General features: G+C 59.3%; 21 protein-coding genes and 1 pseudogene. 17 read left to right on the top strand and 5 right to left on the bottom strand.

Annotated features, from left to right (window positions below; all coding sequences use genetic code 11):
- Positions 1 to 25: 25 nt before the first annotated feature.
- Positions 26 to 1,309 carry a 4-aminobutyrate--2-oxoglutarate transaminase gene (gabT, locus tag V6L81_RS02595; RefSeq protein ID WP_095000665.1) on the top strand — a complete coding sequence of 428 codons (1,284 nt, stop codon included), beginning with the start codon at positions 26 to 28 and terminating at the stop codon, positions 1,307 to 1,309.
- A gap of 145 nt (positions 1,310 to 1,454) precedes the next feature.
- Positions 1,455 to 2,696, top strand: a complete 1,242-nt coding sequence (locus tag V6L81_RS02590; RefSeq protein WP_095031433.1) for an HDOD domain-containing protein — start codon at positions 1,455 to 1,457, stop codon at positions 2,694 to 2,696.
- 79 nt (positions 2,697 to 2,775) lie between these two features.
- On the opposite strand, the gene desA is transcribed toward V6L81_RS02590, so the two are convergent.
- A complete protein-coding gene (gene desA / locus V6L81_RS02585) occupies positions 2,776 to 3,960 on the bottom strand; it encodes a delta-9 fatty acid desaturase DesA (RefSeq protein ID WP_165446538.1) in 1,185 nt (394 codons plus the stop codon).
- 149 nt (positions 3,961 to 4,109) lie between these two features.
- On the opposite strand from desA, the gene dibA reads away from it, so the two are divergent.
- Positions 4,110 to 6,032, top strand: a complete 1,923-nt coding sequence (dibA, locus tag V6L81_RS02580) for a phosphodiesterase DibA (protein ID WP_095017810.1) — start codon at positions 4,110 to 4,112, stop codon at positions 6,030 to 6,032.
- 7 nt (positions 6,033 to 6,039) lie between these two features.
- Here dibA and V6L81_RS02575 read toward each other — a convergent pair whose 3' ends face one another.
- The gene (locus V6L81_RS02575; protein ID WP_016782995.1) at positions 6,040 to 6,324 is read right to left on the bottom strand and encodes a hypothetical protein; all 285 of its coding nucleotides are present in this window, start codon (positions 6,322 to 6,324) and stop codon (positions 6,040 to 6,042) included.
- Positions 6,325 to 6,449: 125 nt separating this feature from the next.
- Here V6L81_RS02575 and V6L81_RS02570 point away from each other — a divergent pair, with 125 nt between their 5' ends.
- The gene (locus V6L81_RS02570) at positions 6,450 to 7,109 is read left to right on the top strand and encodes a glutathione S-transferase family protein (protein WP_095000669.1); all 660 of its coding nucleotides are present in this window, start codon (positions 6,450 to 6,452) and stop codon (positions 7,107 to 7,109) included.
- A 143-nt stretch (positions 7,110 to 7,252) separates the two neighbouring features.
- On the opposite strand, the gene argH is transcribed toward V6L81_RS02570, so the two are convergent.
- The gene (argH, locus tag V6L81_RS02565) at positions 7,253 to 8,647 is read right to left on the bottom strand and encodes an argininosuccinate lyase (protein ID WP_095000670.1); all 1,395 of its coding nucleotides are present in this window, start codon (positions 8,645 to 8,647) and stop codon (positions 7,253 to 7,255) included.
- Between the two features lie 257 nt (positions 8,648 to 8,904).
- On the opposite strand from argH, the pseudogene V6L81_RS02560 reads away from it, so the two are divergent.
- From V6L81_RS02560 to rsd, 8 genes and pseudogenes are all read left to right on the top strand, one after another.
- A pseudogene (locus tag V6L81_RS02560) lies at positions 8,905 to 9,036 on the top strand (sensor histidine kinase); the annotation flags it as partial.
- On the top strand, positions 9,033 to 9,779 hold the full coding sequence (locus V6L81_RS02555) for a LytTR family DNA-binding domain-containing protein (RefSeq protein ID WP_095000671.1): 747 nt from the start codon (positions 9,033 to 9,035) through the stop codon (positions 9,777 to 9,779). The pseudogene V6L81_RS02560 and the gene V6L81_RS02555, both read left to right, overlap by 4 nt.
- Positions 9,780 to 9,905: 126 nt before the next feature.
- Positions 9,906 to 10,847 carry a hydroxymethylbilane synthase gene (hemC, locus tag V6L81_RS02550; RefSeq protein ID WP_095000672.1) on the top strand — a complete coding sequence of 314 codons (942 nt, stop codon included), beginning with the start codon at positions 9,906 to 9,908 and terminating at the stop codon, positions 10,845 to 10,847.
- On the top strand, positions 10,844 to 11,611 hold the full coding sequence (locus V6L81_RS02545) for a uroporphyrinogen-III synthase (RefSeq protein ID WP_095000673.1): 768 nt from the start codon (positions 10,844 to 10,846) through the stop codon (positions 11,609 to 11,611). Before hemC ends, V6L81_RS02545 begins: the two co-directional genes overlap by 4 nt.
- Before the next feature lie 16 nt (positions 11,612 to 11,627).
- On the top strand, positions 11,628 to 12,755 hold the full coding sequence (locus V6L81_RS02540; protein WP_095000674.1) for a uroporphyrinogen-III C-methyltransferase: 1,128 nt from the start codon (positions 11,628 to 11,630) through the stop codon (positions 12,753 to 12,755).
- Complete coding sequence (locus V6L81_RS02535; protein ID WP_095000675.1) at positions 12,752 to 13,993, top strand: heme biosynthesis protein HemY; 1,242 nt, start codon at positions 12,752 to 12,754, stop codon at positions 13,991 to 13,993. The genes V6L81_RS02540 and V6L81_RS02535 overlap by 4 nt, the downstream gene beginning before the upstream one ends.
- Before the next feature lie 220 nt (positions 13,994 to 14,213).
- Positions 14,214 to 14,741, top strand: a complete 528-nt coding sequence (locus V6L81_RS02530; protein ID WP_095017808.1) for a disulfide bond formation protein B — start codon at positions 14,214 to 14,216, stop codon at positions 14,739 to 14,741.
- 190 nt (positions 14,742 to 14,931) lie between these two features.
- Positions 14,932 to 15,402 carry a sigma D regulator gene (gene rsd / locus V6L81_RS02525; protein WP_095017807.1) on the top strand — a complete coding sequence of 157 codons (471 nt, stop codon included), beginning with the start codon at positions 14,932 to 14,934 and terminating at the stop codon, positions 15,400 to 15,402.
- A gap of 59 nt (positions 15,403 to 15,461) precedes the next feature.
- On the opposite strand, the gene V6L81_RS02520 is transcribed toward rsd, so the two are convergent.
- Positions 15,462 to 16,127 carry an FKBP-type peptidyl-prolyl cis-trans isomerase gene (locus tag V6L81_RS02520; RefSeq protein WP_095000678.1) on the bottom strand — a complete coding sequence of 222 codons (666 nt, stop codon included), beginning with the start codon at positions 16,125 to 16,127 and terminating at the stop codon, positions 15,462 to 15,464.
- A gap of 248 nt (positions 16,128 to 16,375) precedes the next feature.
- Between V6L81_RS02520 and V6L81_RS02515 the strand changes: the two genes are divergently transcribed.
- A complete protein-coding gene (locus V6L81_RS02515; protein ID WP_095017806.1) occupies positions 16,376 to 17,332 on the top strand; it encodes an AlgP family protein in 957 nt (318 codons plus the stop codon).
- Here V6L81_RS02515 and V6L81_RS02510 read toward each other — a convergent pair.
- A complete protein-coding gene (locus V6L81_RS02510; RefSeq protein WP_338660458.1) occupies positions 17,329 to 17,793 on the bottom strand; it encodes a TIGR02444 family protein in 465 nt (154 codons plus the stop codon). The two genes, V6L81_RS02515 and V6L81_RS02510, sit on opposite strands and share 4 nt — an antisense overlap.
- 50 nt (positions 17,794 to 17,843) lie before the next feature.
- On the opposite strand from V6L81_RS02510, the gene V6L81_RS02505 reads away from it, so the two are divergent.
- From V6L81_RS02505 to V6L81_RS02490, 4 genes are all read left to right on the top strand, one after another.
- A complete protein-coding gene (locus tag V6L81_RS02505) occupies positions 17,844 to 19,754 on the top strand; it encodes an ATP-binding cassette domain-containing protein (RefSeq protein ID WP_095000682.1) in 1,911 nt (636 codons plus the stop codon).
- Entirely contained in the window at positions 19,754 to 20,311 is a 558-nt protein-coding gene (locus tag V6L81_RS02500; RefSeq protein WP_095000683.1) for a mechanosensitive ion channel family protein, read from the top strand. The genes V6L81_RS02505 and V6L81_RS02500 overlap by 1 nt, the downstream gene beginning before the upstream one ends.
- A gap of 100 nt (positions 20,312 to 20,411) precedes the next feature.
- On the top strand, positions 20,412 to 21,044 hold the full coding sequence (locus V6L81_RS02495; protein ID WP_095000684.1) for a LysE family transporter: 633 nt from the start codon (positions 20,412 to 20,414) through the stop codon (positions 21,042 to 21,044).
- A gap of 121 nt (positions 21,045 to 21,165) precedes the next feature.
- On the top strand, positions 21,166 to 21,855 hold the full coding sequence (locus tag V6L81_RS02490) for a cysteine hydrolase family protein (protein ID WP_232527664.1): 690 nt from the start codon (positions 21,166 to 21,168) through the stop codon (positions 21,853 to 21,855).
- Positions 21,856 to 21,863: the final 8 nt, after the last annotated feature.

Here is a 21,863-nt window from a genome sequence, read left to right as displayed (position 1 = left end):
TGATCAGCGGCGAATGAGGAACACCATGAGCAACAAGACCAACGCATCCCTGATGAAACGCCGTGAAGCCGCTGTTCCGCGCGGTGTTGGCCAGATCCACCCGATTTTCGCCGAATCGGCGATTAACGCCACCGTTACCGACGTTGAAGGCCGCGAGTTCATCGACTTCGCCGGCGGTATCGCGGTACTGAACACCGGTCACCTGCACCCGAAAATCATTGCCGCCGTTCAAGAGCAACTGACCAAGCTGACCCACACCTGCTTCCAGGTACTGGCTTACGAGCCTTACGTCGAGCTGTGCGAAAAGATCAACGCCAAGGTCCCGGGCAATTTCGACAAGAAAACCCTGTTGGTCACCACCGGTTCCGAAGCCGTTGAAAACGCCGTGAAAATCGCTCGTGCCGCAACTGGCCGTGCCGGCGTGATCGCCTTCACTGGCGCATACCATGGCCGTACCATGATGACCCTGGGCCTGACCGGGAAAGTCGTACCGTACTCGGCAGGCATGGGTCTGATGCCAGGCGGTATCTTCCGCGCGCTGTACCCGTGCGAACTGCATGGCGTGAGCGTGGATGACTCCATCGCCAGCATCGAGCGCATTTTCAAGAACGACGCCGAGCCTAAAGACATCGCTGCCATCATCATCGAGCCGGTACAGGGCGAAGGTGGTTTCTATGTGGCGCCGAAAGCGTTCATGGCCCGTCTGCGCGAGCTGTGCGACAAGCACGGCATCCTGCTGATCGCGGATGAAGTGCAAACCGGCGCTGGCCGTACCGGCACGTTCTTCGCTATGGAACAGATGGGCGTAACGGCCGACCTGACCACTTTCGCCAAGTCCATCGCTGGCGGCTTCCCGCTGGCCGGTGTGTGCGGCAAGGCCGAGTACATGGACGCCATCGCTCCAGGCGGTCTGGGCGGCACCTATGCCGGTAGCCCGATTGCTTGCGCAGCAGCGCTGGCGGTACTGGATGTGTTTGAAGAAGAGCATCTGCTGGACCGTTGCAAGGAAGTCGGCGAGCGCCTGGTAACCGGCCTCAAGGCTATCCAGGCCAAGCACCCGGTGATCGGTGATGTGCGTGCGTTGGGCGCGATGATCGCGGTCGAGCTGTTCGAAGGCGGCGATTCGCACAAGCCAAATCCGACGGCAGTGGCACAAGTGGTTGCCAAGGCTCGCGACAAGGGTCTGATCCTGCTGTCGTGCGGCACTTACGGCAACGTCCTGCGCGTACTGGTACCGCTGACCTCGCCTAACGAGCAATTGGACAAAGGTCTGGCCATCATCGAGGAGTGCTTCGCTGAACTGGCGTGAGCTGCGCACCTGACGGTGTGACCTGATAGACAAAAAAACCGCTTCGGCGGTTTTTTTGCGTCTGAAGCGTCTATTTGGGTGTTTTGGCCTGTATCCGCGTGCGCCCTTTGACTAAGGTGCCTGTATCGCACGGGGAGCAAACTGGATGACGGTTGTAGATTTAATGGCAGCACCCACTGTATTGATTGCCGAGGCCGATCCCTGGACTCGGGATTTGCTCAAGCAAGTGGTGCTGACGGTACGTTGCGACGCTCAACTGGATGTCTGTGGCGACGGTCAGCAGGCGCTTGCGCAGTTGGGCAGGAAAACTTATGGCCTGGTGATTGCTGACCGTGAGCTGCCGGGTGTAGGTGGTCTGGATCTGTTGCGCACTGTGCGCCAACGCCGCGCGGTTGCAGCGCAGCCATTTATTTTGTTGAGTGCACGTAATGACAGCGCCAGTGTGCGCGAAGCCTTGCCGCTGGCGCCAACGGCTTATCTGACCACACCCTTGGATATTGCCGGCCTGACCAGGCGCCTCAAGAGCCTGCTGCTCTCGGCGGGGCAAGAGATTTCGTGTGACGTACCGGCACTGGCGCCAGGCATGACCCTCAAGCGTTTTCTGGAGCAGCGCCGCGCGTCTTCCGATGGCGCGCCGCTAAGAGTGGATGCGCAATCGGCGCTCAAGGGCAGCCTCACGCCTGAAGGGGTGGACCTGGCACGGCTTGAGCAGCAAGTACGCACCGATCCACAAATTACGGCGGTGCTGATTGCGGCCGCCAACAGTGCGGCGCAGCACCTTGTGAGCCCGGCCCAGACCCTTGCGCAAGCCATGCAGCGGCTGGGGCCTGCGCAAAGCGTGAACCTGGTCCAGGGGCTTACTCTCAAGTACAGCGCGCAGTTGAGCGATCCTTGCCTGGCGGACTACGCCGAGCGTTACTGGGCGTTGTCCCAGCGTGCGGCAGACTATGGCCGCACATTGGCAGGCATGTTGAATCTGGATCAGGAGCGTTGTTTCTGCGCCGGGTTGTTGCACTGCCTGGGTGATCTGGCCTTGGTGCGTTGCTTGCAGGAGTGGCGCCAGGCGGGTGGGGAGCTGGATACCCAGGCTATTGATGCCTCTCTGGCCGAGTTTGGCGCAGCCTATGGTTCAGCCTTGCGCACGCGCTGGCGATTGCCGCTGGAGCTGCGGGAGTTGATTGCGGCGATGTATCACCTGGGTGGCGGGGTGTACTCGCGAGAAGCGCTGGTGATGAACCTGGCGGCGCAAGTGGCCAATCTGGAGTCGGAAGAGGGGATTGCCGAGGTGGCCGGCGGGAAGACGGCGCGCTTGTTGCGGGTGGGTATGTCGCAGCTTTCGCAGTTGATCAAGAGCCCCTCACCCTCTCCCGGAGGGAGAGGGGACTAAAGGCAAAAGCGGATTTTCGTCACATTGAAGATCAGCCCCCTCTCCCTCCGGGAGAGGGGTGGGGTGAGGGCGCTTGCTCTTAAACCGCTGCAGGGCGCAGCGAGTAGGTCTTGAGCTGGTGGGCAAAGTCGCGCAGCGACTGGATCCCGCTGGCTTCTGCCTCGTGAACCCATTCCTTGATCGCCGCCAGCATGTCGTGACCGTTGGTGCTGGTTTTGACCCAGATCTGTTGCAGGGCCAGCCGCTTCTCGTAAATCACTTTCAGTGAGTGGCTATGCTCCAGCATCTTTTCAATACGCTGATGGTGGCGGTCTTCAAGCAGGCTGGTTTCGCGCGACAGCAGACGCTTGGCGCGGCGGAACTGATGACGCACCGAATGATCGACCTTGGCCAGCTCTTGTTGCACCAGCGGTGCAATCACCAGCTTGCGGTACTGGGCCATGATCTGGAAACGGTTGTTGAGGATCGCCATGGCGGTGTCCATATCCAGATTGCCCTTGCCTTCCACCCGGTGGGCGATAGGCGCAACACGCTGAACCTTGGCCAGGCGCAAAAAGCTGAAGACCTTGATCCAGGCCCAACCCAGGTCGAACTCCCACTTCTTGACCGACATCTTGGCCGAGTTGGGGTAGGTGTGGTGGTTGTTGTGCAGCTCCTCACCGCCAATGATGATGCCCCAAGGCACCAGATTGGTGGCTGCGTCGCGGCATTCGAAGTTGCGATAACCCACCGCGTGACCCAAACCGTTGACCACACCTGCCGCCCACACCGGGATCCACATCATCTGGATGGCCCAGATAGTCAGGCCGATAGCACCGAACAGCAACAGGTCGATGACCAGCATGAGCGCCACGCCGAGCATTTTGTAACGCGAATAAAGGTTTCGCTCAATCCAGTCTTCAGGGCAGTTTTTGCCATAAATACGCAATGTTTCAGGATTTTGCGCTTCTTCACGATACAGCTCTGCACCTTTTCGCAAAACGGTCGATAACCCTTTGATAACCGGGCTGTGCGGGTCATCGACGGTTTCGCATTTGGCGTGGTGCTTGCGGTGGATGGCTGTCCACTCACGGGTATTCTGCGCGGTGGTCAGCCACAGCCAGAAGCGGAAAAAGTGTTTCAGGCCACCATTGAGCTCAAGCGAGCGGTGGGCTGAGTAGCGGTGTAGATAAACCGTGACACCGATAATGGTCACGTGGGTCATCAACAGAGTGACTGCCACCAGTTGCCAGGCTGACAAGTCGAGAAAACCGTTGTACCACATAGGCTGTTTGGCCCTCGGGAAGATGAAAAAAACTGCAACACGCATTATCACCATGCAGCCAGATAAAACCAGTCGGCCTTTCAGATAAGAGTGCCCGGATGTTTCTTACACTATAATTCCCACTTTTTTGTAGGCGCATTAACTTTCTTATGTCTGTTTCTTCTCGCGATGCCTTGCGTACGGCCCTGTTATACGGGCTGCTAGCGGTTTTCTGGCTGCTGGTGACTGATCATTTATTGAACAGTTATTTCGATGATTCAGCACAGTTGGTGCGGTGGCAGCAGGTAAATGGCTATGTTTTTGCCCTGTTCAGCGCCGTACTGATTTTTTTCGCCCGGGCCCGTTTGTTCGATTTTTTGGGGATGAACCCCGGTCTGAAGCGCCAGCTTCAGGATAGGGAGCGCTTGCGTCAGGCAGCGGTGGTGTTTGACTGCACCCGTGAAGGGGTGCTGGTCAGCGACAGCCGCGGGGTGATCGTTCACGTCAACCGTGCCTTGGTTGAAATAACCGGCTACCCGGCCGAAGAGGTGCTTGGCCGACGCCCGAACATGTTCAAGTCGGGTCGCCACGGCCCCGCGTTTTATCAGGCAATGTTCAAGACGATCGATGAGCGCGGCGAGTGGCACGGCGAAATCTGGAACCGGCGCAAAAGCGGCGAGGTCTACCCGCAGTGGCAGACCGTGCGCTCGATTACCGATGACAAGGGCCAGGTCAGTCACTATGTCGCGGTTTTTTCGGATATCTCCGCGATCAAGAACTCCCAGACCGAGCTCGCACGTCTGGTTCACCATGATCCCTTGACTGACCTGCCCAACCGTCTGCTGTTCACCGACCGCACCGAGCAGGCGCTGGCTTCTGCGCAACGCCACCAGACCGGCTGTGCTCTGCTGATGATCGACCTCGATCACTTCAAGATCATCAATGACAGCCTGGGCCACAACGTCGGTGACCTGCTGCTCAAGGCGGTGGCCGAGCGTTTGCTCAGGGTGTTCGGCAAAGGCTTTACCGTGGCCCGGCTGGGCGGTGATGAGTTCGCCGTGCTGGTCGACAGCTGTGAGCACGCAAGCCAGGCCGCCGGGCTTGCGCAGCAGGTGCTGGAGGTCATGAAAGGCCCGTTCGATGTCGACAGGCATCAACTGTTTATCAGCGCCAGCGTCGGCATCAGCGTGTTCCCCGGCGATGCTCTGAACGCCGAGCAATTGCTGCGCAATGCCGACTCGGCTTTGTTCAAGGCCAAAAGTTCGGGACGCGAGGGTTATGCCTTGTACACCGAGGAGCTGACGGCCCATGCCCAATACCGGGTTGAGGTGGCCAGCGATCTGCGCCGCGCCCTGGAGCAGCACGAGCTGCGCGTGTACTACCAGCCGGTGCACAACCTTAAAACCAGCCGCCTGATTGGCGTTGAAGCACTGGTGCGCTGGGAGCACCCGCTGCGGGGGCTGTTGTCACCGGGTGAGTTTATCCCGATCGCGGAACGTACCGGGTTGATCGCCGAGATTGACGCCTGGGTGCTGGAACAAGCCTGTTGGCAGATGGTTCAGTGGCAGGCTGCAGGTGTGGAACTGTCGTTTGTGGCGGTGAATATTTCCAGCCGACTGTTTGCCCGTCCCGAGCTGTTTTCGCTGGTTTCAACGGTACTGGCAGACACCGGGCTGGATCCGGCCTTGCTGGAGCTTGAAGTGACCGAAAGTGCGGTGATGGACAACTCGCAAGTGGCCCTGGAGCAGATGCATCGTCTGCGGGTGCTGGGTTTGCGCCTGGCCATCGATGATTTCGGCACCGGTTTTTCATCTTTGCTTCGACTCAAGCGCCTGCCTGTGCAGAAGCTGAAAATCGATCAGGGCTTTGTCGCCGGCTTGCCTGGGGACAATGATGATGTGGCGATCGTGCGAGCGGTTATCGCACTGGGTCAAAGCATGGGCCTGGAGGTACATGCCGAAGGGATAGAGCAGGTTGAGCAGGCGCAGTTCCTGCTCGACCTTGACTGCAACCTGGGCCAGGGCTACTGGTTTGGGCGTCCGATGCCTGCCAAGGATCTGGACTGGCAGCGGGCGCCGGCAATTCGCCCCTGAACCGGGCTTAGTCCTTTTCTGGCGGCAGGGTCGGCAGCGCGCGCAGTGCGGCTTCGTACCACTCAGTGTTAAAGGCGCGATCTTCTTCGAGGATCGCGTCAATCTCCACGGCCAACACATGGGCCATCATCTGCAGAATATCGTCGCGCTCGTAGCCGACCAGGGTCAGTTTGTTGAACGTGGCTTTGGCAGCAGGCGGGTTGTCGCTTTCAATCTGGTTTTCAATCGCCTGAATCAGGGTGGATTCGGCGAACTCTTCTTCTTCGTTGTCGATATCGGTTGGCTCGCTCATGGGCAGGCTCCTTGGGTAAAGGTTGGCAGTCTAACGGTATTCAGGATGCTGATGCTGCTAGCCAGCCTGATGGCGAAGCTCTATAACAGCTGCTGCCAACCCCAACACGGCCTGGAGGCTTTGTAATGCTCAAGCTTTATGGATTCGCAGTCAGCAACTACTACAACATGGTCAAGCTGGCGCTGCTGGAAAAGGGCGTGCCCTTTGAAGAAGTGCCGTTTTTCGCTGGCAAGACCCCTGAGGCGCTGGCCATCAGCCCCCGCGGCAAAGTCCCGGCACTGGGCGTTGAACAAGGTTTTATCAACGAAACCAGCGTGATCCTGGAATATATCGAGCAAACCCAATCGGGCCTCAGGCTGCTACCAGTGGATCCGTTTGAGCGTGCGCAGGTGTTGGCACTGGCCAAGGAAATCGAGCTGTATATCGAGTTGCCTGCCCGCGCCTGTTACCCCGAGGCGTTTTTCGGCATGCAAGTGCCCGACGCGATCAAGGAAAAGGCCCGCACCGAGCTGCTCGACGGTATCGCCTCCCTGGGCCGTCACGGCAAGTTCGCGCCTTATGTCGCGGGCGAGACCCTGAGCGTGGCGGATATCTACTTCGCCTTCAGCGTTGATCTGGCCTGTGGCGTCGCACACAAGGTGTTTGGTCTCGACCTGCTGGCCGACATGCCGGGTGCCAAGGCATTGCTGGAGCGTCTGCAGCAAAACCCGCACGTGCAGAAAATCGCCGCGGACAAGGACGCCGCCATGCCGCAGTTTCTGGCGTGGATCAGCAGCAAGAAATAACCAGTACACAGGGTGTCGCCCCCTATTGTGGGAGCGAGCCTGCTCGCGAAGGTCTCAAGAACATCGCGTTTATCCAGCAAAACGCGTTATCCATAACACCTTTCGCCAGCAGGCTCGCTCCCACAGGGGCGCCGCTTTGAGGTTTAACGGCTGGCCAGCAGCGCCTTGCCGCGAACTACTGCCGCTTTCACCTGCGCCGGCGCAGTGCCGCCGATGTGATCACGGGCATTGACCGAACCTTCAAGGGTCAGTACGGCAAACACATCGTCTTCGATCTGATCGCTGAACTGACGCAGTTCTTCGAGGCTCATTTCCGCCAGGTCCTTGCCGGTTTCAACGCCGTACTTCACAGCGTGGCCGACGATTTCGTGGCAGTCACGGAACGGCAGGCCACGGCGCACCAGGTAGTCGGCCAGATCGGTCGCGGTGGAGAAACCACGCAGCGCCGCTTCACGCATGATCGCGTGCTTGGGCTTGATCGCCGGGATCATGTCGGCAAAGGCGCGCAGCGAGTCGCGCAAGGTGTCGGCGGCGTCGAACAGGGGTTCCTTGTCTTCCTGGTTATCCTTGTTGTAGGCCAATGGCTGGCCTTTCATCAGGGTCAGCAGGCCCATCAGCGCACCGAATACACGGCCGCTTTTGCCACGTACCAATTCCGGCACGTCGGGGTTTTTCTTTTGCGGCATGATCGAGCTGCCGGTGCAGAAGCGGTCGGGCAGGTCGATAAACTGGAATTGCGCGCTGGTCCATAGCACCAGCTCTTCGGAGAAGCGCGACAAGTGCATCATCGCGATGCTGGCGGCGGCGCAGAATTCGATGGCGAAATCGCGATCGGAGACGTTGTCCAGCGAGTTGCCGCCCACGGCGTCAAAGCCCAGCAGTTGTGCGGTGAATTCGCGGTCGATCGGGTAGGTGGTGCCCGCCAGTGCGGCGCTGCCCAGAGGCATGCGGTTGGTGCGCTTGCGGCAGTCGACCAGGCGCTCGTAATCGCGGCTGAGCATCTCGAACCAGGCCAGCATATGGTGACCAAATGTTACCGGCTGTGCGGTCTGCAGGTGGGTAAAGCCGGGCATGATGGTCTCGGCTTCACGCTCTGCCTGTTCCAGCAGGCCTTTTTGCAGGCGGGTGATCTCGGCCAGGATCAGATCGATTTCGTCACGTAGCCACAGGCGGATATCGGTCGCAACCTGGTCATTACGGCTACGGCCGGTGTGCAGTTTTTTGCCGGTCACGCCGATGCGGTCGGTCAGACGCGCCTCGATGTTCATGTGCACGTCTTCCAGATCGATGCGCCAGTCAAACGTACCGGCTTCGATTTCGCTCTGGATGGTTTTGAGGCCGTCGATGATGCTGTCGCGTTCGGCATCGGTCAGCACGCCGACCTTGGCCAGCATCGTGGCGTGAGCCACGGAGCCCATGATGTCATGGCGATAAAGGCGCTGGTCGAAAGTGACGGAGGCGGTGAAACGCGCAACGAAGGCGTCGACGGGTTCACTGAAGCGGCCGCCCCAGGACTGATTGGTCTTGTCGGTGCTCATGGATTCGCTCGTAATCGGCTGAGGGGAGTTACACAAATAATTACCGCGAATCATAACAGGGTTGCCATTCATGGCGTTGACGCAGCTCGGCAGGTTTTTGTGTGAAGTGCGGTATAAATAAATTTCCGAAAGGAAATGTATCGTTTGAATACTTTCGCCTTGGCAACCGTCTACAGTTGGTCGTATGGATCAGTCATAGCAGGTCTTTGTAGATTGCCAGACGTATCCGGTATTAAATCGAGCAATCGAGGCAGGTGAATATTGCTGTGAGGTTTGCGGCACTTTTTGGCCTTCGCGCTAGTCTTAGCGTGGATCGCCGTGACAGTCGTCACATCACCTGTCTACGCTATCCTTGTGCGAGACTCACGCAGGAATACAGCGCTATATGAATGTCCTGATCGTTGATGACGAAACCCTGGCCCGCGAGCATTTGAGCCATTTGCTCAGCACGCTCGGGGGCTATACGTTGCTGGAGCCTGGCGCCACTAATGGCGAAGAGGCACTTAACCTGATCGAAAGCCTGAAACCGGATGTCGTTTTGCTCGATATCCGCCTGCCAGGCCTCGACGGGTTGCAGGTTGCAGCCAAATTGTGCGAGCGCGAGCTACCGCCTTCGGTGGTGTTTTGCGTGGCGCCTGACGAGTTTTCCGTACAGGCCCTGCAAGAGAGCGGTGTCAGCTATGTGCTCAAGCCGGTCACCGCAGATGCCCTGCGTGCTGCCCTGAAAGAGGCGCACCGGCCCAACCGCATCCAGCTGGCTGCACTCACCCGGCCTGCCGCGCAAACCGGCAGTGGCCCACGCAGTCATATCAGTGCCAGAACCCGAAAAGGCATTGAGCTGATCCCTATCGACCAGGTGATCTACTTTATCGCTGACCACAAATACGTGACATTGCGTCACGCTGGCGGTGAAGTTCTGCTCGACGAGCCGCTCAAGGCACTCGAAGACGAGTTTGGTGAACGCTTTGTGCGTATTCACCGTAATGCACTGGTGGCCCGAGACCGCATCGAGCGCTTGCAACGCACGCCCCTTGGGCATTTCCAGCTGTTCCTGCGCGGCCTGAACGGGGATGCGCTGATTGTGAGCCGCAGGCATGTGGCGGGTGTTCGCAAGATGATGCAGCAACTGTAATTCGTGCTCAAAAGGCGTGGATACGCCGTTTTTGGGCCAGGGAGGCCGAGGACTTTCTGATACAAGTCAAAGCTGTTTTGGCTGAGCTGTTATTATCAGCCGTATCTTTTCAGTACGGATTGATCCATGTCCTCTCGCGAAATCCGCATCGCTACCCGTAAAAGCGCCCTGGCTCTTTGGCAGGCCGAATACGTTAAAGCCCGTTTAGAGCAGGCTCACCCCGGTATTTTGGTGACGCTGGTGCCCATGGTCAGCCGTGGTGACAAGCTGCTGGACTCGCCGCTGTCGAAAATTGGCGGCAAGGGGCTCTTCGTCAAGGAGCTGGAAACAGCCCTGCTCGAAAACGAAGCAGACATCGCCGTGCACTCCATGAAAGACGTACCGATGGACTTCCCTGAAGGCCTGGGTCTGTTTTGCATTTGCGAGCGCGAAGATCCGCGTGACGCCTTCGTTTCCAACACCTATGCCAGCCTCGACGATTTGCCTCAGGGCAGCATTGTCGGTACGTCGAGCCTGCGCCGTCAGGCCCAGTTGCTGACTCGCCGTCCGGACCTGCAAATCCGCTTTCTGCGTGGCAACGTCAATACCCGTCTGGCCAAGCTCGATGCAGGTGAATACGACGCCATTATCCTCGCGGCTGCCGGCCTGATTCGCCTCGGTTTTGAACAGCGCATCACATCACCCATCAGCATCGAAGACAGCTTGCCAGCCGGTGGCCAAGGCGCAGTGGGTATCGAATGCCGCAGCGCAGATCCCGAAATCCATGCCCTGCTGACGCCTTTGCATCACGCCGATACGGCGGTGCGCGTTACGGCCGAGCGTGCGCTGAACAAGCATCTCAACGGTGGCTGCCAAGTGCCGATTGCCTGTTATGCCGTGCTTGAAGGCGAGCAAATCTGGCTGCGCGGCCTGGTCGGCGAGCCGAGTGGCGGTGTGTTGCTCAGTGCCGACGCCCGTGCGCCGCGTGCACACGCCAGTGAGTTGGGTGTGCAAGTGGCTGAGGCTCTGCTGGCCCAAGGGGCTGGGGATATTCTCAAAGCCGTTTATGGTGAGGCAGGTCACGAGTGACAGGCTGGCGCTTGCTGCTGACCCGGCCAGCCGAGGAATCGGCCGCGCTGGCCGCTGAGCTGGCGGCTGCCGGGATATATAGCAGCAGCTTGCCACTGCTGGCGATCAGCCCGTTGACTATGACTGATGCTCAGCGTGCGCTGATTGCGGGTCTTGACCGGTATTGCGCAGTGATTGTGGTCAGCAAGCCTGCGGCGCGCCTGGGGCTTGAGCTGGTCAGCCAGTACTGGCCGCATGCGCCCCGGCAGAAGTGGTTCAGCGTTGGCGCCGCGACGGCGCAGATTCTCGCCGATTACGGCCTCGATGTTAGCTACCCTCAACGGGGTGATGACAGCGAGGCGCTGCTGGCGATGCCCGAGTTCAAGTCTGCAGTGGGGGGGGATCAGCCCAGCGTGTTGATCCTGCGTGGGGAGGGTGGTCGCGAGTTGCTCGCGGATCGTCTGCGCAGCATTGGCGCGCAGGTCGACTACCTTGAAGTCTACCGCCGCGTACTGCCGTCATACCCGCCTGCAACCCTGTCCCGGCGGGTTGAAGTGGAACGCCTGAACGCGCTGGTGGTCAGCAGTGGGCAGGGTTTTGAACATTTACGGCAGATGGCAGGCGATTCCTGGCCCATGCTTGGGTGCCTGCCGTTGTTTGTTCCAAGCCCGCGGGTTGCTGAGCTGGCTCGCAGCGCCGGGGCGCAACATGTTGTGGATTGTCGTGGTGCAAGCGCCACGGCTTTGCTGGCGGCGCTGCGGGAGCATCCCGCACCTGCTTTCTAATGCAAAGGATGGATTCGTGAGCGAAACAGTCTTGTCCAAAGAACACGTGCAGCCCGCGCCAGAAGCGCCGGCTAAAAAAACCGAACCTGCACCACAGGGTCGAGGCAATGGCCTGGCGGTTTTCGCCCTGTTGCTCGGCGCCGCCGGTGTTGCTGTCGGCGGCTGGGGGGTATGGCAGGTGCGTCAACTGCAAGCTGCCACCGCAGAGCAGTTGAGCGACGTACCGGCCCTGGCCGCGCAAACGCTTTCGATCAAGCAGGGCGAGCAGAAGCTGCTGGCGCGGCTCAACCAACTGCCTTCGGCCAGTGAACTGGATAATCAGCGCCAATTGGTCGTGCAGCTGCAAGGCGATCAGCAGCGCCTGAACCAGCGCCTGGAAACCGTGCTGGGCGAAAGCCGCAAAGACTGGCGCCTGGCCGAGGCCGAGCACTTGTTGCGTCTTGCCACCTTGCGCTTGTCGGCCCTGCAAGACGTCACCAGCGCCCAGGCACTGGTACAGGGCGCGGACGCGATTTTGCGCGAGCAGAACGATCCGGGTTCATTCGCCGCTCGTGAGCAACTGGCCAAAAGCCTGACTGCATTGCGCAGTGTTGAGCAGCCGGACCGCACCGGACTGTTTTTGCAGTTGGCGGCCTTGCGTGATCAAGTGGCGCAACTCAGTGCGCTGGCCCCGGCCTATCAGAACCAGGGTGACTCGCTGGCCAGCCTCACCGCTGATGGCGATGGCGCGAGCCGTTGGTCCCGGTGGTGGGAGGAGATCTCGCACTACATCCGCATCGACTTCAATGCCGACAAAAATGTGCGCCCCCTGTTGGCTGGCCAAAGCCTGACCCAGGTTCGCCTGGCCTTGAGCCTGGCGCTGGAGCAAGCCCAGTGGGCGGCGCTCAATGGCCAGGAGTCGGTTTACACCCAGGCCCTGGCGCAGGCGCAAGATGTGCTCAAGGGCAACTTCAATGCGGATAACCCGCAGAGCAAAAAAATCCTCGAGCAAGTGATTGAACTCGGCAAGCAGCCGGTTACGGTAAAAACCCCGGACCTTGCGGCTGCCTTGAGCGCGGTACAGGCCTACCTTGAGCGTCGGCATGTGCGTGCGCAAGAGCCGGTCAAAGCGGCTGCCAGCCCGGCGCAGGAGGCACTTCCATGAAGCGCTTCTACGTGATTGTGTTCTTGTTGATTGCAGCTGCGGCCTGCATCGGCCTGGCAATTGCTGAAGATGCGGGCTATGTGCTGATCGCCTATAAAAATTTCCGTTACGAATCCAGTGTCTGGGCAACGCTCGCGCTGCTGGCCGTCCTGTGGCTGCTGGTGTGGGGAGTCAAGCTGCTGGTGGAGCTGGTGACGGCTTCTACAGGGCTGGTCAACCCGTGGTCGCGGCGCAACCGCAGCCGTCGAGTGCAGATCGCCATCGAGCAAGGCCAGATGGACCTTGCCGAGGGCCGCTGGGCCAGCGCACAGAAGCATCTGGCCCGTGCCGCCGAAGCCGAGCCGCAGCCATTGCTCTACTACCTGGGGGCTGCACGAGCGGCCAACGAGCAGGGGCACTACGAAGAAAGCGACAACCTGCTGGAGCGAGCGCTGGAACGCCAGCCTCAGGCCGAACTGGCCATTGCCCTGAGCCATGCCCAGTTGCAGGTGGACCGTGCTGACACCGAGGGCGCGCTGGTGACCTTGCAGGCCATGCACGAGCGCCATCCACACAATGTTCAGGTGTTGCGCCAGCTGCAGCGTCTGCACCAGCAGCGTGGCGACTGGACGGCGTTGATCCGCCTGTTGCCAGAGCTGCGCAAGGACAAGGTATTGCCGCCCAAGGAGCTGGCCGAGCTGGAGCGACGGGCCTGGGGGCAGAATCTGAGCCTGGCGGCCCAGCGTGAAAGCGAAGGCGAGGCGGGGTTGCAGTCACTTCAACGCGCCTGGCAACAGCTTACCTCGGCCCAGCGCCAGGAGCCCGCGCTCGTGCTGGCCTATGCCGAGCAATTGCGCCAGCTGGGCGCGCAAACTGAAGCCGAAGAAGTCTTGCGCGGGGCGCTCAAGCGCAGTTATGACAGCCATCTTGTGCGCCTCTATGGCCTGCTGCGTGGCAGTGACCCGGTGAAGCAGTTGCAGGCCGCCGAAGGCTGGCTCAAGAGCCATCCCGGCGATGCCAGCCTGCTGTTGACCCTGGGTCGCCTGTGCCTGCAAAACAGCTTGTGGGGCAAAGCGCGGGATTACCTTGAAAGCAGCCTCAAGGTGGAGCGCAACCCCGAAACCTGTGCCGAGCTGGCACGACTGCTGGCCCAGTTGGGAGATACGGGGCGCAGTAATCAGCTTTTTCAGGAAGGGCTGAATTTGCTGGATGAGCGTTTGCTCGCATCCCCCTTGCCAGTCACTGCCACGACCCTGTGAAGAGGCCAGCCTGGCGTGTGTTTCGGCACACGTGGGGCTGCCTGCAGTATTGAGCGAGCGAGGGGCAATCTGCCTTTTCCTACATGATTTGTTCTAAAGGCTTAGTGTTTCTGTTGGGGTTTCCTTGGTTTCTTCGAGAACTATCCGCTTAGGGTCACCTTGAAAGGGCTAATGGCTTTCATCTACCGTAACCAACTGTCTCTTTTGTCATGGAAAAGCCATGTTCTTGGCAGCTTCACGTTTTATTTTCTTTTTAGCCTTTGTAGTAGGCGCCTTGGTAATGGGCGGCACTTTTTATCTCGAGTACGGGCCCGGGCTCAAGCCTTGTTCGCTATGTCAGGTTCAGCGTTTTTTCTTGCTGGATTTCTGCCTCGTCAACCTGGTGGCTTTTGCCCATGGCCCCAAAGGTTTTGGCATGTTGTGTTACTCCCTTGCCTCCATGTTGTTCGCGCTGGGTGGCGCGGCGAGTGCCTTGAGGCAGGTATGGCTGCAAGAGCTGGCGCCAGATCAACTGATGCTCTGTCAGCCAGAGCTGGCGTGCATCTGGCGCGACATGTCGCCGAGTGAAATCATTTCGATGATTTATCGTGGCAGTGAGGACTGCACACATATTCACTGGACCATCTTTGACTTGAGCATTCCCGAGTTGAGCTTGCTGGCCTTTATCGGGCTGCTTGTTCTTGCCATCTTTCAGATCAGTCGCTCGATTGCCAGGGACAAATTACCCCGTGACTGCGACGTGAAGTAGCACTTGGGATTAAACACTTGTATGAATTTTCTCTCGTGGGTACCTTGAAGCAGTTGGCAAGCGGGCATAATCTGGCCCGCACGTATCACGGAGTTATGCCGCCCAATGCCCGTGCAATCGTGCAGGTTTTGGTTCACACAGGCCTGGCTGATGTCGGGTGGCATGGGCCCACAAGGGAAGAGAGATCATCATGCTCGAAAGATGCGAGAGTGCTCAGGAACGATTCAACGGCGTCCACCAACTGGTAGACCGCTGGTTGCTTGAGCGCCGTAAACTTGTGAAGGCTTATGCGGCTCTGCTGGAGCAGCAAAACAATCCCAAACGCGGGCCTCAAAAAGAGTTTTGCCAGCTGCTGGTCGACTATGTGTCCGCAGGCCATTTCGAGATTTACGAGCAGCTCAATCAGGAGGCCAAGGCCTTCAATGACGAGCGCGGGCTTGCCCTGGCAGAGACCATCTACCCGCGTATCAACGTGATTACGGAGGCCGCCCTGGCTTTCAACGATCATTGTGATGGTAAGGCCCATCGCCCTGACTGTGACAAGCTGGCAGAAGAGATCAAGGTTTTGGGCGCTCTGCTTGATGAGCGTTTTGAGCTTGAAGACTGCTTGATCGAAGTGCTGCACAGCGCGCACAAGCAGAAAGAAGCCGCTCAGGCTTAAGCAACAATTCATTTAAAAAACGGTGCGCAATGGCGCGCCGTTTTTTATTTCCGGGACGGTTACTTTCGGGTAGCGAACAGTTCGATTTCAAACACCAGTGGTGTATTGGGGGCAATCAGATCCCCGGCCCCCTGGGTGCCGTAAGCTTGGCTTGAAGGTATCGCCAGCCGCCATTTCGCACCCACCGGCATCTGTACCAATGCACTGCGCCAGCCGGCGATAACGCTGCCCAGGCGAAACCATTGTGGTTGGGTGCTGTGGTCGAACACGGTGCCATCGGGCAGTAGGCCCACATAGCTCACATACACCGAATCCTGTGGGCCGGGCTTGGCGCCTTTGCCGGGTTTTAGTTCGGTCAGGATGATGCCGTCGGCCAGCTCGCGAGCCTGGGGTTGCTGTTTTTCGACCAGCAAAAAAACTTCTTCAGCGCTCAGGGCGGCGTTGATGCCTGACGAGGCCTGCCCGGGATCTGTTTGAGCCTGATGCTGCGCCAGAATCTGGCCGATGCGCTCATCTGTCAGGGCCAGCGGTTTGCCTTGGTAGGCGGTGTGCAGGCCCTCGATCAGTGCCTGGATTTGAAGCTCGGGGACTTCCTGGCGCAAGCGTTCGCCCAGGCTGGCGCCCATGCTGTAGGCCAGATCGCGGGCGTCGTCGGGGGAGGGAGAGGGGGCTGCGTCAGCCACAGGCGCAAGGCACAACAACATCCAAAACATGTAACGCGGCATGGGGGTTCTCCGGCGTGATGTGCGAGCGATTATGCCAGCGCCCGAGCGGCACCGATGTTTTAATTCGAAGGGGCTAAAAGACGTTTGGGCACTCTTTGAATTTAGCTGGCTTGGCCGTTAAAGATTGATCCAGCACAAGTTTTTCGACGTCATGCAACGTGCAGCTATCCTTAGTGTCAACATGCCCTAGCGGCGGTAGTTGCAGAGGTCTAGTATGAGCCGCACTCACTTCAGCCAGGAGGTAAACCATGTCGGCCAATAAGAAGCCCGTAAATACGCCGTTGCACTTGCTCCAACAGCTCTCAGGCAGTCTGCTTGAGCATTTGGAAAACGCTTGCTCCCAAGCGTTGGCTGATGCTGAGAAACTGCTCGCCAAGCTTGAAAAGCAGCGCGGTAAAGCGCAGGAAAAACTGCACAAGTCACGTGCAAAACTGCAAGACGCCGCCAACGCCGGAAAATCCAAGGCTCAGGCCAAGGCCAAGTCTGGGGTCAAAGAGCTCGAGCAACTGCTCGACTCACTCAAAGACCGTCAAAGCGAAACGCGCACTTATATTCTGCAACTCAAACGTGATGCTCAAGAAAGCCTGAAGTTGGCCCAAGGTATCGGTCGAGTCAAAGAGGCTGTTGGCAAGGCTTTGTCGAGTCGCGATGCCAAGCCTGCAGCGGCAGCGAAAAAACCGGCTGCCAAAGGGGTTGCCAAGGCTCCGGCCAAAGCTCCGGCCAAAGCAGCCGCCAAGCCTGCCGGCAAAGTAGCGGCGGCTAAGCCTGCGACCAAGCCAGTTGCTGCAAAAACCGTAGCGGCCAAGCCGGCAGTGTCCAAAACGGCTGCGGCAAAACCGACCGCCAAACCCGCAGCAGCCAAACCAGTACCAGCAAAAGCCCCGGTAAAAGCGGCGGCCAAACCTGCTGCTAAACCTGCAGCGGCCAAACCTGCCGCTAAAACCGCAGCGGCCAAGCCCGCAACGGCCAAGCCTGCGGCAAAACCCGCAACGGCCAAACCTGCAGCGGCCAAGCCTGCGGCAAAACCCGCAGCGGCTAAACCTGCAGCAGCCAAGCCTGCCGCAAGAAGGCCAGCAGCTGCCAAACCGGCCACGGCTCCGGCCAAGCCCGCCGTGACGTCCGCCGCCGCGGCACCCGCTACAACCCCGGCGTCAACTCCGGTAACCGCTACAAACTCGGCTACGACCCCAGCCAGCGCTTCTTAAGCGCGATTGATTGCGACGCGCAGCGTATGCAGCGCGTCGCAATCAGGGTGACCGGCATCGACCGCCATCTTCTGCAGCCAGGCGCAGGTATCCTGCGATTGCGTTTTCGACCAGCCCTGAGTCACGGATTCCAGGCGCCGCAACAACATCCGTTCGGCCTCCAGCTCCAATGCCTTGACCTGCACGCGCAGCGTCGCCAGTGCATCGTCGTGCGCGGCTGCTTCGCGCCAGCGTGTTCGCAGTTGTCGCAACGGCTGAACCACTTCGTGCTGCCAGGGTCCGGCACAGGCATTCAGTTGCCCAAGGCGCGCCTTGTCGAAGGCCACGCCGCGCTCCTCAAGCCAGGCTGCACACAGCAGCACACACACATCCACACCCTGGTCCTGCAATTGCAGGAAGGCCTGCTCCACCCCAGGTCGGGCATAGAGGTTCAAACAGTAATTCCACAGGTCAGTCTGCATAGTGCAATTCGCGCCAGTTGAGAGGGAAGCTGGTAGACTCCGCCGCCATTATGATCCGACTTCAGAACCTGACTTTACAGCGTGGCCCGCAACGTCTGCTAGAAGACGCCGAGCTGACCCTGCACGCCGGCCACAAAGCCGGTCTGGTCGGCGCCAATGGCGCCGGTAAATCCACTTTGTTCGCCTTGCTGCTGGGTGAGTTGACGCCTGATTCCGGGGATTGTCTGCTCCCGGCCGACTGGCGGATCGCCCATATGCGCCAGGAAATCGACACCCTCGACCGCATTGCGATCGACTATGTGCTCGATGGCGACCAGCGATTGCGCCAGGTGCAGGCCGATCTGGCCAGGGCCGAAGCTGACGAGGACGGTGCTGCGCAAGCGCGCCTGCACTCCGAGCTGGACAGCGCCGACGGCTACACCGCCGATGCACGGGCGCGCAAAATGCTCGCCGGACTGGGCTTTACCAACGAACAGATGGATCGCCCGGTTGCCGATTTTTCCGGTGGCTGGCGGATGCGCCTGAACCTGGCTCAGGCCCTGATGTGCCCGTCGGATCTTTTGTTGCTCGATGAACCGACCAACCACCTGGATCTCGACGCCATTCTCTGGCTTGAAGACTTCCTCAAGAATTACCCTGGCACCTTGCTGCTGATCTCTCACGATCGGGACTTCCTGGATGCCGTGGTCGACAACATTGCCCACGTCGATCAGCGCAAAATCACCCTCTATCGCGGTGGTTACAGCGCATTTGAGCGTGCCCGTGCCGAACGTCTGGCCCAGCAGCAACAGGCCTACGAAAAGCAACAGGCGCAACGTGCGCATATGGAAAGCTATATCGCCCGCTTCAAGGCCCAGGCCACCAAGGCCCGTCAGGCGCAGAGCCGGATCAAGGCCCTTGAGCGTATGGAAGAGCTGAGCGCGGCCCATGTGGATTCGCCGTTCGACTTCGTGTTCCGCGAAGCGGTCAAGCTCTCCAGCCCGTTGCTCGACTTGTCCGATGCGCGCCTGGGTTATGGCGACAAAACCATCCTCGAGAAGGTCAAGCTGCAACTGGTTCCGGGCGCCCGTATTGGCTTGCTCGGGCCAAACGGCGCGGGTAAGTCGACCCTGATCAAAAACCTCGCAGGCGAGTTGGAGCCACTGTCGGGTCGGTTGGCCCGTGGCGAGAATCTGGTGGTTGGCTATTTTGCCCAACATCAGCTCGACTCACTGGATTCCAAGGCCAGCCCGTTGCTGCATATGCAGCGTCTGGCGCCGACCGAGCGCGAACAGACCCTGCGCGACTTCCTCGGTGGTTTCGACTTCCGGGGTGCGCGGATCGACGAGCCGGTACTGAACTTCTCCGGTGGCGAAAAAGCCCGCCTGGCGCTGGCATTGATAGCCTGGGGCCGCCCGAATCTGTTGCTGCTCGACGAACCGACCAACCACCTCGATCTGGAAATGCGTCTGGCGCTGACCATGGCTCTGCAAGAGTTCAGCGGCGCGGTGCTGGTGGTGTCCCACGATCGCCATCTGCTCAAGAGCACTACGGATGAGTTCCTGCTGGTTGCCGATGGCAAGGTTCAGGAATTTGACGGCGACCTCGAAGACTACGCGCGCTGGCTGGCCGACTACCGTTTGCGCAATGCGCCGGTCAGCACCACGCTGGTCAACCCTGACAAGACCGATAAAAAGGCTCAACGTCAGGCCGCTGCAGCGTTGCGTCAGCAGCTGGCACCGCATAAACGCGAAGCTGACAAGCTTGAGAGCGAGCTGGGCAAGGTCAACGAAAAGCTGGCGAAAATCGAAACCAGCCTGGGCGACAGTGCCGTTTACGAAGCTGCGCGCAAAGATGAATTGCGTGATCTGCTGGCGGAACAGGCCAAGCTCAAAGTGCTCGAAAGCCAGCTGGAAGAGCGGTGGATGGAAGCGCTGGAATTGCTTGAGTCCATGCAAGCAGAACTGGAAGCCCTGTCCTGATGGAAGCCCTGCACTTGCCAGTGCCCGCCGAACTGATCGCACCGCTGTGGATCGGTGTGCAGATTTTGCTGATTCTGTTGGCGGGTTACTTCTCCCAACGTGTCGTGGCGCGCTTCCTGACGCGGCTGGGCGAGCGTTATCCGTTCCCGCCACAGCTGATGATGCCGCTGCGCGGCGGCTTGCGCTGGTTCATCATGGGCAGCGCAGTGATCGTCGTGCTGGAGCGTCTGGGGGTTTCGGCCACCGTGTTGTGGACGGCGCTGTCGGGCTTTGTGGCGGTGGCGGCAATTGCCTTCTTCGCCATGTGGAGCGTGCTTTCCAATCTGCTGTGTGCAGTGTTGATCTTTACCGTGGGGCCGTTTCGCATTGGCGACGTGGTGGAGTTGCTCGACACGCTGGACAAGCCCGGCGTCAAAGGTCGTGTGGTGGCCATCAATCTGCTTTACACCACGCTGATAGAACCCGCTGAATCGGGTAGTGGTAGCAGCATGGTGCAAGTCCCCAACAGTCTGTTCTTCCAGCGCTCGGTACGCCGCTGGCGAGAAAGCGACCTGTAACGCTCCCGCAGAGTCAAAACTACCCTCAGAAATTTGTGGTCAATTTTCAACCAACGCATTAGCTTAAGGGACTTGTTACAGATCTTGTCCGAGGTGTGCGATGTCGTTGGAAACGTGGTTGGCCTTTTTTGCTGCCTGTTGGGTGATCAGCCTGTCCCCCGGCGCTGGCGCGATTGCTTCGATGTCGTGCGGTCTGCAGTATGGTTTCTGGCGCGGTTACTGGAATGCCCTGGGCCTGCAACTGGGCCTGGCGTTGCAAATCGCCATTGTCGCAGCCGGTGTCGGCGCCATCCTTGCAGCCTCGTCTACCGCTTTCTATGCCATCAAATGGTTCGGCGTGGCTTACCTTGTTTACCTCGCCGTCAAACAGTGGCGTGCCCTGCCGGCTGATCTGAGCGATGACGCCGCCGTGCGTCCCATCGGCAAGCCGCTGGCTCTCGTATTTCGCGGCTTTCTGGTCAACGTCAGCAACCCCAAGGCGCTGGTGTTCATGCTCGCGGTGCTGCCGCAGTTCGTAAACCCGGCAGCGCCGCTGGTGTCCCAATACCTGACGTTGGGCGTGACCATGATCTGCGTCGACCTGATCGTCATGGCCGGTTACACAGGGTTGGCGTCCAAGGTCCTGCGTCTGCTGCGTACGCCGCAACAACAGCGCCGGATGAACCGCACCTTTGCCGGTCTGTTTGTTGGCGCGGCGGGTTTTCTGGCGACGTTGCATCGCGCTACAAACTGAAATCTGTGCAAAAAGCGCATAAGTCATATGCGCGCCCTGGCGTTGTTGCGAGGTATCGGTCTTTTTAGACTTTTACCCTCCGTTGCATCATTCCAAACCAGAGGTTCATATGACTTTTACAATGCCCAAACTACTGTCCTCATTGCTCGCCTGTCTGAGTCTGGCGGCAACTTCAGCCATCGCGGCTGAGCCTGCCGTCAATCCCAACCCCACTATCCGTGCCATGTCTGGCGCTGTTCCGATTGATCGTCTTGACCCGGCCTCTACGGCTTTACTGGTGATTGATTTTCAGCAGGAGTACTTCACCGGCCGGTTGCCGATCCCGGACGGCCAGAAGGCACTCAACAAGGCTCGCGAGCTTATTGCATTCGCGGACAAGGCCAGGATTCCGGTTTATCAGATTCAGCATATCGCCCCGGCGGGCTCAGCGGTTTTTGCGCTGGACGGCGAAGGTGTGAAATTCCACCCGCAGATGCTGCCTCGCGCGGGTGATACGGTGTTGCAAAAAACCACCGTGAGCGTTTTTGGCAGCACTGAACTGGACCGCCTGCTGAAGGAAAAAGGCATCAAGACGGTAATTATTGCCGGCCTGATGACCCATGCCTGCGTGGCCGGCGGCGCTCGGGACGCTGCGCCGCTGGGGTACCAGGTCGTGGTAGCATCTGATGCTTCCGCTACCCGCAGTATTACCCGGGCAGACGGCTCGAGCATTGATGCAAATAGCCTGCACCGCGCAGCCCTGGCTTCAGTCGAAGACACCTTTGGCGACGTCATGACTACGGCGCAGATCGTTAAATTGCCTCTAAAGTGAAGCTCAAT

Origin of the sequence: Pseudomonas bubulae (assembly GCF_037023725.1) — a bacterium.
Lineage (GTDB): Bacteria > Pseudomonadota > Gammaproteobacteria > Pseudomonadales > Pseudomonadaceae > Aquipseudomonas > Aquipseudomonas bubulae.
Note: the sequence above shows the minus strand (reverse complement) of the source record. Positions and strands in the feature narration are given on the sequence as shown.